The 14,141-nt window shown below is 36.8% G+C and carries 13 protein-coding genes; 3 read left to right on the forward strand and 10 right to left on the reverse strand.

Annotated elements, in window-relative coordinates; all coding sequences use genetic code 11:
• Positions 1–21 precede the first annotated feature (21 nt).
• From ACS8MM_RS11165 to ACS8MM_RS11185, 5 genes are all read right to left on the reverse strand, one after another.
• Positions 22–2,313 carry an NADP-dependent malic enzyme gene (locus tag ACS8MM_RS11165; protein WP_379716772.1) on the reverse strand — a complete coding sequence of 764 codons (2,292 nt, stop codon included), beginning with the start codon at positions 2,311–2,313 and terminating at the stop codon, positions 22–24.
• A 131-nt stretch (positions 2,314–2,444) separates the two neighbouring features.
• On the reverse strand, positions 2,445–3,377 hold the full coding sequence (gene queG / locus ACS8MM_RS11170; protein WP_379716775.1) for a tRNA epoxyqueuosine(34) reductase QueG: 933 nt from the start codon (positions 3,375–3,377) through the stop codon (positions 2,445–2,447).
• Between the two features lie 102 nt (positions 3,378–3,479).
• Positions 3,480–4,502, reverse strand: coding sequence for a Holliday junction branch migration DNA helicase RuvB (gene ruvB / locus ACS8MM_RS11175; RefSeq protein WP_379716778.1), 1,023 nt, complete (start codon positions 4,500–4,502; stop codon positions 3,480–3,482).
• 53 nt (positions 4,503–4,555) lie between these two features.
• Positions 4,556–4,852 (reverse strand): GNAT family N-acetyltransferase, encoded by a 297-nt coding sequence (locus tag ACS8MM_RS11180; RefSeq protein WP_379716782.1) that lies wholly within the window; start codon positions 4,850–4,852, stop codon positions 4,556–4,558.
• A 2-nt stretch (positions 4,853–4,854) separates the two neighbouring features.
• Positions 4,855–5,085, reverse strand: a complete 231-nt coding sequence (locus tag ACS8MM_RS11185; protein WP_379716785.1) for a (4Fe-4S)-binding protein — start codon at positions 5,083–5,085, stop codon at positions 4,855–4,857.
• An 86-nt stretch (positions 5,086–5,171) separates the two neighbouring features.
• Here ACS8MM_RS11185 and ACS8MM_RS11190 point away from each other — a divergent pair, with 86 nt between their 5' ends.
• On the forward strand, positions 5,172–6,578 hold the full coding sequence (locus ACS8MM_RS11190; protein ID WP_379716788.1) for an APC family permease: 1,407 nt from the start codon (positions 5,172–5,174) through the stop codon (positions 6,576–6,578).
• Between the two features lie 25 nt (positions 6,579–6,603).
• Here ACS8MM_RS11190 and ACS8MM_RS11195 read toward each other — a convergent pair whose 3' ends face one another.
• From ACS8MM_RS11195 to rimP, 4 genes are all read right to left on the reverse strand, one after another.
• Complete coding sequence (locus ACS8MM_RS11195; RefSeq protein WP_379716791.1) at positions 6,604–7,212, reverse strand: murein L,D-transpeptidase catalytic domain-containing protein; 609 nt, start codon at positions 7,210–7,212, stop codon at positions 6,604–6,606.
• 130 nt (positions 7,213–7,342) lie between these two features.
• A complete protein-coding gene (infB, locus tag ACS8MM_RS11200) occupies positions 7,343–10,150 on the reverse strand; it encodes a translation initiation factor IF-2 (RefSeq protein ID WP_379716794.1) in 2,808 nt (935 codons plus the stop codon).
• 43 nt (positions 10,151–10,193) lie between these two features.
• On the reverse strand, positions 10,194–11,435 hold the full coding sequence (nusA, locus tag ACS8MM_RS11205; RefSeq protein ID WP_379716797.1) for a transcription termination factor NusA: 1,242 nt from the start codon (positions 11,433–11,435) through the stop codon (positions 10,194–10,196).
• A 14-nt stretch (positions 11,436–11,449) separates the two neighbouring features.
• A complete protein-coding gene (rimP, locus tag ACS8MM_RS11210; protein ID WP_379716800.1) occupies positions 11,450–11,914 on the reverse strand; it encodes a ribosome assembly cofactor RimP in 465 nt (154 codons plus the stop codon).
• Positions 11,915–12,091: 177 nt separating this feature from the next.
• On the opposite strand from rimP, the gene ACS8MM_RS11215 reads away from it, so the two are divergent.
• Positions 12,092–12,916, forward strand: coding sequence for a universal stress protein (locus tag ACS8MM_RS11215; protein WP_379716803.1), 825 nt, complete (start codon positions 12,092–12,094; stop codon positions 12,914–12,916).
• A gap of 71 nt (positions 12,917–12,987) precedes the next feature.
• On the opposite strand, the gene ACS8MM_RS11220 is transcribed toward ACS8MM_RS11215, so the two are convergent.
• Positions 12,988–13,419: a TerB family tellurite resistance protein gene (locus tag ACS8MM_RS11220; protein WP_379716806.1), complete on the reverse strand. Its 432-nt coding sequence runs from the start codon at positions 13,417–13,419 to the stop codon at positions 12,988–12,990.
• Positions 13,420–13,546: 127 nt separating this feature from the next.
• Here ACS8MM_RS11220 and ACS8MM_RS11225 point away from each other — a divergent pair, with 127 nt between their 5' ends.
• Positions 13,547–14,140: a HupE/UreJ family protein gene (locus ACS8MM_RS11225; RefSeq protein WP_379716809.1), complete on the forward strand. Its 594-nt coding sequence runs from the start codon at positions 13,547–13,549 to the stop codon at positions 14,138–14,140.
• Position 14,141: the final 1 nt, after the last annotated feature.

Below are 14,141 nucleotides of genomic sequence, written 5' to 3' on the forward strand. Positions count from 1 at the left end.
TCTCGATAAAGAATCTGCTGGTTATTTTCTGGCGTTTTTATGTCTTTTTTCTTTTTCTTGAGCATCAACAACTGCCACTGCCGCCATATTTACCATTTCTTCTACACTCGCTCCCAATTGAAAAATATGCACCGGCTTATCCATCCCCAACATAATCGGACCAATAGAATCTACTTTGTATAATTCTTTCAACATTTTATAAGTAATGTTAGCTGATTCCAAGTTAGGGAAAACCAAGGTATTTACTTTATGTCCAGCTAATTTAGAGAATGGGAATTTACTTTTCAACATTTCTGCGTTCAAAGCAAAATCCGTTTGAATCTCACCATCAACAATCAAATCAGGATAATAGTTATGCAAATATGCAACTGCTTCTCGAACTTTGGCAGCACTTTCGTCTTTTGAAGATCCAAAATTGGAAAAAGACACCATAGCAATAACCGGCTCAATACCAAACAATTTAGCTGTCTTAGCGGTCATCAACGCAATTTTTGCTAGATCATCGGCAGATGGATTGGGATTGATTGCCGTATCAGAAAGAAACATGGGACCACGTGGTGTCATCATCATATTAGCAGCAGCCATACGGGTTACCCCAGGAGCCTTGCCAATCAACTCCATCATTGGTTTTACCACTGAAGGATAACTGCGTGAATAACCTGTTACCAAAGCATCCGCTTCTCCTTCATTTACCATCATAGCTGCAAAATAGTTACGTTCACGCATCCATTTCTGTGCATCTAAAAGTGTAATTCCGCGACGACGACGTGCTTGCCAATAAGTTTCCGCAAAACGAAGTCTACGTTCATCTTCTTCTTTGGTTTTTGGGTCTAAAATTTCAACCTCGGCATCAAAACCTAATTCTTCTTTTAATTCCAATATAATTTCTCGATTTCCCAACAAGACTGGTATTCCAATACCTTCTTCATGAACAATCTGAGCTGCTTTTAGCACATCCAAATGATCTGCTTCTGCAAAAACCACTCGCTTAGGTGCTGTTTTAGCACGATTAGCTAACAAACGAACCATTTTATTATCCGAACCCAAACGTTCCAACAACTCATCTTTGTATCGCTCCCAGTCGGTGATTGGGTTTAATGCCACACCACTTTCCATTGCTGCTTTTGCAACTGCAGGGGCAACTTCGGAAATTAATCTTGGATCAAAAGGTTTAGGGATAATATAGTCACGTCCGAAATTCAATTTGGTTTCTCCATAAGCAATATTCACTTGCTCCGGAACTGATTGTTTTGCAAGAGAAGCTAAAGCTTTCACGGCAGCCATTTTCATTGCTTCGTTAATTTTAGTTGCTCTTACATCCAAAGCACCACGGAAAATATAAGGAAATCCTAAAACATTATTCACCTGATTAGGATAATCGGAACGGCCAGTAGCCATGATGATATCATCACGAGTGGCCACAGCTAAATTATAATCAATTTCTGGCACCGGGTTAGCCATAGCAAAAACAATAGGGTTTTTGGCCATTGTCAATAACATTTCCGGCTTTAAAATATTCCCCGCAGAAAGTCCTAAAAACATATCTGCACCTACGAGTGCTTCTGCTAAAGTTTTTGCATTTCCTTCTTTGGCATATCTTTTCTGTAGATTTGACAAATCAGATCTACTTGTGGTCAACATTCCATCTACGTCAAACATCATGACGTTTTCCGGTTTTACCCCCAACAAAACATATAAGTTGGCACACGCCAATGCAGCAGATCCAGCTCCAGAAACTACCAACTTGATTTCATCGACATTCTTTTCGGCTAATTCCAATGCATTTAATAATGCTGCCGAGGAAATGATTGCCGTACCATGTTGGTCATCATGCATTACAGGTATATCCAATTCTTCAACCAGTCTTTTCTCTATTTCGAAAGATTCAGGCGCCTTGATATCTTCTAAATTGATTCCTCCAAAAGTTGGCGCAATCGCCTTAACTGTATCTACAAATTTATCGATATCAGTTGCATCCACTTCAATGTCAAACACATCAATATCCGAGAAAATTTTAAACAACAATGCTTTCCCTTCCATTACTGGTTTTGATGCCTCAGGACCAATATCTCCCAATCCCAAAACAGCAGTACCATTAGAAATTACAGCCACCAAATTTCCTTTAGCGGTATATTTATAAACTTTATTGACATCTTTTGCGATTTCAATACACGGTTCTGCCACCCCTGGCGAATACGCCAATGACAAATCTCTCTGTGTGGCGTATTTTTTAGTAGGAACTACCTTTATTTTACCGGGTTGCGGTTTTGCATGATATAGTAAAGCTTCTCTGCGTTTTTTATCGTCTGCCATATTTATTTAGAATAATTGGAACTTGCAAAGTTATGAGATGTAATCGAAGTAGGAAAGTTTTAAGAACAAACTTTATATCACATTTAAACTCTTTTGTTATTTTTTGGAATGATATGTAACATTATTAAAAATCACTCCATCTGTAAAAACCTTATATTTCTCTGTAAACCATCCAGTTTTGTTCTTTTTACTGCCGAATTTTTGAAAACCGCCCTAAAAGTTTCTTCGGTGATTTCCTGCCAATCCTTTTTGGAAAAAGATAAAATTTCTGGATTTGGATTAAAAAGTGGCTCATTGTGTGGTTGTGAAAACCGGTTCCATGGACAAACATCCTGACAGACGTCGCATCCAAACATCCAATCGTCGAACTTACCTTTCATTTCATTGGGAATATTATCCTTCAATTCAATTGTGAAATACGAAATACACTTACTTCCATCAACGACATACGGCGCAATAATAGCCTGCGTAGGACAGGCATCGAGGCAAGCTGTGCAAGAGCCACAATGATCGGTCGTCGCATGATCATACTCCAATTCCAAATCTATAATCAATTCGGCGATAAAATAAAAAGAACCAACTTGTTTTGTAATAAGATTACTATTTTTTCCTATCCAACCCAAACCTGATTTAGCCGCCCAAGCTTTATCTAAGACCGGCGCCGAATCCACAAAAACCCTACCACTTACCTCTCCGATTTCGGTTTGAATAAAACGCAGTAAATCCTTGAGTTTGTCTTTGATTACAAAATGATAATCCTGACCGTAAGCGTACTTTGAAATTTTATAGGAATCCAGATTTTGTATTTCAGAAGGATAATAACTCAACAATAAGGAGACAACACTTTTTGCATCGTCAACCAACAATTTTGGATCAAGCCGTTTATCGAAATGGTTTTCCATATACGACATTTGGCCATGTCTATTTTTGTTCAGCCAATTTTCCAAACGAGGTGCTTCCTCCTCTAGAAAACCTGCTTTGGATATACCACAAGAAAGAAACCCGAGGCGTAAGGCTTCGGTTTTAATTAAATGCGAATATTTCTCTTTAGTGTTCATTTGCATTAGGGGTTGAAGCGGCATCCTTTTTGAAACCCGATAACAATCGGGAGAAAAAAGATAAAGAGGAAGACCCGACCCAACGGAAGCATGGAGGCGGGAAATGCCCTAAAATAATTCACCTTGATTGGCACCTCTTACCCTTCCTAAATGCTTGTATGCTTTCTCGGTAACTTCGCGACCACGTGGCGTTCGGATAATGAAACCTTCCTGAATCAGAAAAGGCTCATAAACCTCCTCTATAGTTTCACCACTATCAGAAACAGCGGTTGCCAAAGTAGTCAAACCAACAGGCCCACCTTTAAACTTATCGATAATTGTAGTCAAGATTTTATTATCCATTTCATCCAATCCGTGCGCATCAACATGCAATGCCTTTAATGCAAAACGGGCGATTTCAATATCAATTTTTCCGTTCCCTTTGATCTGGGCAAAATCACGTACACGACGTAACAATGCGTTCGCAATTCTGGGTGTTCCTCGACTGCGCCCAGCAATTTCAATAGCCGCTTCCATAGAAATTGGCATTCTTAAAATAGAAGAACTTCGTTGAACAATGGTAGTCAACAATTCGGTATTATAATATTGTAATCTTGATTGGATCCCGAAACGGGCACGCATGGGAGCAGTCAATAATCCGGAACGTGTTGTTGCCCCAACCAATGTAAACGGATTGAGGTTGATTTGAACTGTTCGGGCATTAGGTCCGGATTCAATCATGATATCGATTTTGAAATCCTCCATCGCCGAATACAAATATTCTTCCACGATTGGACTTAAACGATGAATTTCGTCAATAAACAACACATCCCTTTCATCAAGATTGGTTAACAATCCTGCTAAATCACCCGGTTTATCCAATACAGGACCAGAGGTAATTTTGATACTTACCCCCAATTCATTCGCCAAAATATTCGCCAATGTGGTTTTTCCTAATCCGGGAGGGCCATGAAACAAAGTATGATCTAATGCTTCTCCTCTTAAATTAGCAGCCTGCACAAAGATTTTTAAGTTTTCCAGTACCTGATCCTGACCTGTAAAATCATCGAAAGAAAGAGGACGCAATGCCTTTTCAATATCAACTTCTTCAGGAGTAAAACGGTCTTTATTCGGATTCAAATTTTCATTCATCTGACAAAGATAGAAATTTAGTATTCAGTCACAGTTGTTAGTAAAGAGTTTTACTACACATTATACCCATGAGCTAGAATCTCTTTTCGTTCCGGATGGCGTTTAATATAAGAAGCAACAAAAGGACAAAGTGGGGCAAGAGTATAGCCATTCTCCTTTATATAATCCAACGTCTTTGAAACAATAGCAGAACCGACACCCTTTCCTTCCAATTCTCTCGGCACTTCAGTATGCGTTAAAAAAATAATATTTTCATTGCTCAGAATAAATTCAATAAAAGCAACTTTACCTTCAACTTCTAATTCAAATCGTTTTTTTTCTTGATTAAGAATCAATTCATTTTCAATCATATTTACTTGTCCTCTTTTTCGTTGTTATAGTATCCAGACAATGCTCCCGAAGGGCATTTTGCTAGTTGATTCATTATTTCTTCGGAAGTGGCACCATGCGGATGAATCCAAGGCTTCTCTTTAGGTCTAAAAACACTCGCTAGACCCTTTGCACAATTTGCAGAATGACTACAAAGCTGCGGCTTCCAAACAATTGTAACTTCACCGTTTGTGTATTCTTTATTCGTTTCCATGACAACATCGATTAATCCTTAAAGTTACAAAAAAACCACTTGTAAACATTAGTTTTTATATCTTTATCCAAACTAACCCAAAAATTATGCAAGACGAAAAACAACATTTTAAACGCGAGTTAGGTTTATTGGATGCTACTTTATTAGTTGTAGGATCAATGATTGGCTCGGGTATCTTTATTGTAAGTGCAGACATCATTAGAAACATTGGAAGTGCTGGATGGTTGGTACTCATTTGGATTGTTTCCGCATTGATTACCATGACTGCAGCAGTAAGCTACGGGGAATTGAGTGCGATGTTCCCACAAGCTGGTGGACAATACGTCTATCTGAAAGAAGCCTATAACAAATTAATTGCCTTCTTATACGGATGGAGTTTTTTTGCTGTGATTCAAACAGGAACTATCGCAGCTGTAGGCGTTGCCTTTTCAAAATTTGCCGCCTATTTAATTCCATCGTTTAGTGAAAATAATTTCTTAATAGACACTGAATCCTTCAAACTCAGTGCCGCTCAACTCGTTTCCATAGTTACCATAATATTATTAACCTACATAAACAGTAGAGGGGTTAAAAATGGAAAAATCATTCAAAAAATATTTACTATTACAAAAATTGCATCATTGTTCGGACTAATTATCTTCGGATTAGTATTAGCTGCAAAAAGTGACATTTGGGATGCGAATTGGACGAATGCATGGACTGCAAAGTCTTTTAGTAAAGACACCAATCTTTGGACTGAAATCGGAGGATTCACATTATTATCTGCCATTGCAGCATCTATGGTAGGCTCATTGTTTTCGAGTGATGCCTGGAATGGAGTAACTTTTATTTCGGGAGAAATTAAAAATCCGGAACGCAATGTAGGATTAAGCCTTTTCTTGGGAACATTAATCGTGAGTGTTATTTATGTTTTAGCCAATGTGATGTATTTGGCCGTTATGCCTCTGAACGAAATTGCTTTTGCTCCTTCCGATAGAGTTGCTGTGGTTGCCTCAGAACATATTTTCGGGGCTACGGGCACAATCATCATAGCTGTAATGATTATGATTTCAACATTTGGTTGCAACAACGGTTTGATTATGGCTGGTTCACGTGTATATTACACTATGGCCAAAGATGGCTTATTCTTCAAAAAAGCAGCCAATTTAAACAAAGCAAGCGTACCTGGATGGGGTTTATGGATACAATGTATTTGGGCATCCGCTCTATGTTTGACTGGAAAATACGGTGACTTATTAGACTTCGTAATGATAATTGTAATCATTTTTTATATTCTTACCATTTACGGAATTTTCATCTTACGCAGAAAAATGCCCGATGTAGAAAGACCTTACAAAGCATTTGCTTATCCTTTTTTACCTGCTCTATATATATTGGTGGCTACAGCCATCTGTGTAATGTTATTAATTGATAGAACCCATACTTGCGGATGGGGCGTATTGATTATGCTTGCAGGAATACCCGTCTATTATTTAACGCAAAATAAACAGTAAAGAAAAAGGCTTCCATCTGGAAGCCTTAACTTTTTATAACCCATAACAAAACCGGTTTTACCGACTTTTTCAATTTCGCATCAATTTCTTTCATTGCATCATTTGAAACCGCTGGACAACCCCATCCCTCAGGTGTTCCTTCTGGATATACTTCGTCATTAGGAATTTCCTCCCAAGAATGCAAAACAATCGCTCTTTCCAAAGCATTGGAATTCGTTTTGTCTTTTCCTTTCAACAAATATTTAACACGAATACCCCATTGACTAGTTCCTCTTTTACCAATTATATATTTACCTATAGAAGAACAGTGAGAATCAAATTCATTACTGATTTTAGGATTATCTTTTGAAAAAGTATTATTCCATTTATTATCTCCACAACCATGACTCACCATGTATGATTTGATAATCGCTTTTTTATTAAAATCGTAAATAAAAAAACGCTTTTTACCGGAATGAATATTCAGATCAACCAATAAATAATAATTTTTCTGCAGTTTATTTTTAACACAATAGTGCAATGCCTGTTTGGATATCGAGTCATAATTAGGCAATTTGTAATTGGCACTTGAAGTCGATTTTTCATTTTGACAAAATCCAAATGCAAACAATAGTAAAAATATAAGGTATTTCATATCTATAAAAAAAGTGAACCAAAGGTAACTCACTTAATCAATTAAATTGTAAAATATTTATTGACAACTATTTCCGAAAAACAAAAAAACTCCGAAAAAATCGGAGCTTTTTTATATAGCAATTCTACTATTATTTCAATTTTTTCTTCACAGCAACTTCTGTAAATCCTTCAATAATGTCGTATTCCTGAATATCGTTGTAGCCTTTAATCTGCATACCACAATCGTATCCTTTAGACACTTCTTTCACATCGTCTTTGAAACGTTTTAATGCAATTAATTCACCTGTGTAAATTACCACACCTTCACGGATCAAGCGGATTTTATTCGCACGTAGAATCTTACCATCAGTAACCATACATCCTGCAATAGTACCCACTTTAGAAATTTTGAATAATTCTCTAATTTCTGCAGTACCCGTAATTTCTTCTTTCATTTCAGGAGAAAGCATTCCTTCCATTGCATCACGTAAATCGTCGATTGCCGCGTAAATGATTGAATAGTGACGGATATCGATTTCTTCTTTTTCTGCAAGCTGTTTTGCATTTCCAGCTGGACGAACGTTAAATCCGATAATGATTGCATCTGAAGCAGAAGCTAACATTACGTCTGATTCTGTAATTGCACCTACTCCTTTATGAATAATATTGATTTGAATTTCTTCAGTTGATAATTTAGAGAATGAATCGGATAATGCTTCAACCGAACCATCCACGTCACCTTTAAGGATAATGTTCAATTCTTTAAATTGTCCTAATGCGATACGACGACCAATTTCATCCAATGTAATATGACGTTGAACACGAACCGATTGTTCACGCATTAATTGCGTACGTTTTGCAGCAATTTGTTTTGCTTCACGCTCATCTTCATAAACCGTGAATTTATCACCTGCGGTTGGCGCACCATCTAAACCTAAGATTGAAATTGGAGTAGATGGACCTGCTTCTTTAACGTTTTTACCACGTTCATCTTGCATTGCCTTAATCTTACCATGGTTTTTACCTGCTAAAATATAATCTCCAACTCTAACTGTTCCTGCCTGAACCAATACAGTAGAAACATATCCACGTCCTTTATCCAAGAAAGCTTCAACTACCGTACCAACACCTGGCTTGTTTGGATTTGCTTTAAGTTCAAGAACTTCAGCTTCTAACAATACTTTTTCCAATAAATCTTTAACACCTAATCCTGTTTTTGCAGAAATATCATGCGATTGGTACTTACCACCCCAATCTTCCACCAAGAAATTCATGGCAGCTAATTTTTCTTTAATTTTTTCTGGATTAGCCGTTGGTTTATCCACTTTATTGATAGCAAAAACGATAGGAACACCTGCCGCTTGCGCATGGCTAATTGCTTCTTTGGTTTGCGGCATGATATCATCGTCCGCTGCTACCACAATAATAGCGATATCTGTAACTTGAGCTCCACGTGCACGCATCGCGGTAAACGCCTCGTGACCTGGCGTATCTAGGAAAGCAATTTCCTGACCGTTATCCAACTCAACTCCGTATGCACCAATATGCTGTGTAATACCACCAGACTCACCAGCAATTACATTCGTTTTACGAATATAATCCAATAATGATGTTTTACCATGGTCAACGTGACCCATTACCGTTACAATTGGAGCACGCGGTTTTAAATCTTCCGGTCTGTCCTCAATAACTTCGGTATTTTCTTCAATATCAGTAGTGATAATTTTTACTTCATAACCAAATTCATCTGCGACAATTTTCAAGATTTCCGCATCCAAACGCTGATTCATGGTTACCATGATACCTAATGACATACAAGTACCGATAACCTTTGTAATTGGCACATCCATCATAGTAGCAAAATCTCCAACAGTAACAAATTCTGTTACATTTAGGACTTTACTTCCTTCTTCTTGCGCCTGCAATTCATCCTCAGTACGTTGACGGTGAGTATCACGTTTGTCACGACGGTATTTTGCTGCTTTTGATTTATTTCCTTTCCCTTGAAGTCTCTCAAGAGTTTCTTTGATTTGATTTTTTACTTCTTCTTCGGTAGGCTCTACTTTTACAATAGCTGGGCGCTGTTGATTATTTCCTTTACCGAAAGGTCGGCTACCTCCTGGCTTATTGAAACCACCTTGTCCTTGAGGTCTGTTTTGACCACCTTGACCCGGTTGACCGCCACCTTGACCCGGTTGACCCGGTTTAGAAGGTATACGATTACGTTTCTTTTTATCTGCACCAGCAGCATTATTATTATTGCCTCCTGGTTTATTTTGATTTCTATCTTCCGGTTTCTTTTTCGGTTTGTTGAATTGTGACAAATCGATAGTTTGTCCGGTAAAAGTGGCACCTGTAAGCTTAGTATACTGTGTAGCATGAGTTTCTTCGGCAGGAGACGCTTCAACTGAAGGATTTGAAGTTGGTTTCTCTACTTTTTTCTCAATTACTGGCGCTTTAGGCTCAGGTTTCGCCTCCACTTTAATTTTCGGCTCTTCCTTTTTCACTATTACTGGTTCCACTTTAGGGGTTTCCACCACTACAGGTTTCACCTCTTCTTTTGGCGCTTCTTCTACAGGTTTCACTTCAGCAGGTTTAGGGTTCAAATCAATTTTACCTACCTGTTTTGGAGCAATAACACTTGCCTTCGCTTTAATAACTTCCTGGCGTGCGCGTTCTTCTTCCTGTTTGCGTTTTTCTTCTAATTCGTGTTCACGCTCTAAACGAAGCGCTTCTTTTTCTTTACGCTTTTCTTCACCAACCTCTTTGGATGCGTCTTTGTTGCCTTTGTCTCCAGCAAATTGATTTGACAGGACATTGTATATTTCGTCGTTGATTTTCGTATTAGGATTGGATTCAATAGTAAATCCCTTGTCCTTTAAAAAATCGACAGCTCTTTCTAACGAAATATTAAATTCCCTTAAAACTTTGTTTATTCTAATTGTTCCTTCAGACATAAATTTTATTTATGATTTATTTTTATTTGTTGGATTAAGGTGGTTAATCTTCAAATTCTTCTTTTAAAATCTTGATAACCTCAAGAATGGTTTCTTCTTCTAAATCTGTACGACGAACTAAATCATTCACATCCTGACTTAAAATGCTTTTTGCTGTATCCAATCCGATTTTTGCAAATTCGTCGATAATCCAGCCATCAATTTCATCAGAGAACTCAGACAATTCAACATCATCATCTTCCGCCACATTTCCTTCTCTGATTACATCCAATTCGTACCCTGTCAATTGTCCAGCCAATTTGATATTATGACCTCCACGACCAATTGCTTTGGATACTTCTTCTAATTTCAAATACACCTCTGCAGATTTCTTTTCTTCGTCAATTTTGATTGAAGAAACTTTAGCAGGGCTTAATGCTCTTGTGATAAACAACTGTAAATTATTTGTGTAGTTAATCACATCAATATTTTCGTTACCTAACTCACGAACGATACCGTGAATACGAGAACCTTTCATTCCCACACATGCACCAACCGGATCAATACGATCATCATATGAATCAACAGCTACTTTCGCTTTCTCACCTGGTATGCGGACCACTTTTTTAATGGTAATCAACCCGTCAAAAACCTCTGGAATTTCTTGTTCAAATAATTTCTCCAAGAATTTTTCTGAAGTTCTAGACATGATAATTTGAGGCTTGTTTCCTTTAAGCTCTACATTTTCAATAATCCCACGAACGTTATCTCCTTTACGGAAAAAGTCAGAAGGTATTTGCTTTTCTTTTGGCAATACAATTTCGTTTCCTTCATCATCTACCAAAATTACGGCTTTTGGACGTACGTGATGCACTTCTGCCGTATAAATATCACCAATTAAATCTTTAAATTGTTTGTAAAGATTTGTATTATCATGCTCATGGATTTTAGAAATCAAGTTCTGACGCAACGCCAAAATAGCTCTTCTTCCTAAATCAATTAATTTTACTTCCTCTGAAACTTCCTCTCCGATTTCAAAATCCGGCTCTATTTTACGCGCTTCTGAAAGAGAAATTTCTTCATTTTCAAAATCCAAATCCTCATCTGCAACAATAACTCTGCGTCTCCATATCTCCATATCACCTTTATCAGGATTGATAATGATATCAAAATTATCATCTGAACCGTATTTTTTCTTCAATGCGTTACGGAACACATCTTCCAAAATCGCCATAAGCGTTACACGATCTATCAGTTTATCATCTTTGAATTCTGAGAACGAATCGATTAATGCTAAATTCTCCATGCCAACTCTTTAATTTAAAATATTATAGTAACCACTGCATCCACGATATCATCATACACTATTTTCTCGTTATGCAGCACTGTTTCTTTTCCTTTTCCTATTTTTTTAGGTTCTCTCGAACTCCATTCCAACGTAATCGCTTCATCCGATACATCTACCAATTTTGCTTCAATGGTTTGCGTTTTTGTCTTTACAGTCAAAGTTCTACCAATGTTCTTTCTGAATTGACGAACCTGCTTTAGAGAAGCCGACACTCCTGCTGAAGCCACCTCCAATGCGAAATCCTGCTCTTCTCTATCCAAATTATGCTCAATAGCACGACTGATATTGATACAGTCTTGCAACTGCACCCCATTATCACCATCTAAAGTTACAATAATTTTGTTAGCATCGGTAATGGTTAAATCAATCAAAAACAGATCTGGATATTCCGCCAAACCTTCGTCTAATAATTGCTTTACTTTTTCTTTAAATCCCATATTGTATAAAAAGAGGCACGCTTTGCGTGCCTCATTATTTAAAAAACTACTAAATAATGGTGCAAATATACTACTTTTTTTATAATAATGAAATTATTGTATTATGTTAAAATTTTTCTTACCTTTAAAGTACTCTTTGGCTAAGAAAATTAATTTTAATCTCTAAACATCAAAATTATGAAACGAATATTAGTCCCTACTGATTTTTCTGAACATGCAGAGTACGCACTGAAAGTAGCCGCTCAAATTGCCAAAAAAAACGATGGAGAAATCATTTTAGTTCACATGCTTGAATTGCCTCACCAAGAAAACGACGCAATCACACATGGCCTAGAAATCCCTGAAGTAATGTTTTTCAAAAATGCTGTCCTAAGAAAAATGGAAGAACTCCTCGACAAAGACTATCTTGAAGATGTTAGAGTTTCGGAAATCGTCCAACTGGATGTTGCCCATCAAGGCATAATGAAAATTGGCAAAAATTACGATATTGATTTAATTATCATGGGTTCTCACGGAGCCAACGGCATGAAAGAAATGTTTGTAGGATCTAATGCAGAAAAAGTAGTTCGGAATTCTGATATTCCTGTACTTATCATAAAAGACGACAAAGGCACATTCAATGTAGATAACTTTGTTTTTGCCTCTGATTTCTCCGATGAAATCAAAAAACCTTTTGCAAGAGTTGTAGAATTAGCGAATGATTTTGGAGCAAAGTTACACTTACTAAATATCAACACTCCAAACAACTTCAAATCGACACACACCGCTCAATCTATAATTGATAATTTCGCCAAAGAATTCAATATTCAAAATTACGAAACTCATATTTATAATGATGCCAATATCGAAGCTGGTGTTTTGAACTTTGCCAATCAAGTCAAAGCCGATTTAGTAGGCATGTGCACTCATGGAAGAAAAGGCTTGGCACATTTCTTAAACGGAAGTGTTAGCGAAAGTTTGGTCAATCATGCCCACAAACCTGTAATTACTTTTAAAATCTGATTCATTACAATACTACTAATAAAAAGAGCCATGCAATTGCATGGCTCTTTTTATATTTAATTTCACTAGTATTACTTATTCATATGTTGCATTTCATATACAAATGTATCCAAATCAACATTCAACATCAGCAATGAAAAAGCTTTATCAACAATATAAGCAACGTTTCCAGGAGTAAAACCAAGCGCCAAAGCGAATTTGGTTAATATCTCTTTCTGTTTTGGCCCTAACACATGATCTACATATACCATTCTTGACAAATCATACAAACGCTCTAAACGTTGCACGTGTAAAGATGGCGGGTTAATAGGGTATTTCGTTGGATTTTCAAGAATTTCTTCATATTCTGCATCAGAAATTTCAAGACGATTTTTTAATTTATCTAAAAAAAGCTTTTCCTCTTCGCTTAAATCACCATCAGCAATGGCAACACGTACAATAGCCGAGAAATGTCCTTTATTTCTTGCCTTAAATTCGCTATCAAATAAATCAGAGATTGACATATGTTTGTTTTTATTAATTTCTTACAAATGTACTCATTTAAAAAATGTTTTCAAAAATTTAGCACTATCAATAAAATATGGAAACAAATAATTTTTGTAAGTTTGGTTCTCCTAAAATCTATCACATATGCAAGAGTTTTGGTTATATTTTGAAATGGGATTAAGACACGTCCTAGACATTAATGCTTATGACCATGTTTTATTCCTGATTGGACTAACGGTTCCATACTCGTTCAACGAATGGAAAAAATTATTTGTATTGGTCAGCCTTTTCACCATTGGCCATAGTGTTGCATTAGTACTTTCTGTATTCAACATACTTTACATTCGCGAAAACATTGTGGAATTTGTAATTCCCATAACCATTTTAATTGTTGCACTATACAACCTATTTACCGCCGGAAAAAACAACAAAACCGAAAACATCAGTTTAATCGCAATTGTTACGCTTTTCTTTGGAATAATTCACGGCCTTGGGTTTTCTAATTATTTTAAAGCCATTTTACCTGGCGATACAACAGACAAACTTTTACCGTTGGGGGAATTTGCCTTAGGTATTGAAGCTGCTCAAATTATAGTAGTTTTCATTGTATTGATTTTATCCTATATCGTTCAAACGGTTTTCAGATTCAACAAAAGAGACTGGACACTAGTGATGTCGGCATTTATATTAGGAGTGGTTGTACCAATGATTATTCACAGTCCGATTTGGAACCGATAAC

Source organism: Flavobacterium sp. MAHUQ-57 (assembly GCF_051908335.1).
Taxonomy (GTDB): Bacteria; Bacteroidota; Bacteroidia; order Flavobacteriales; family Flavobacteriaceae; genus Flavobacterium.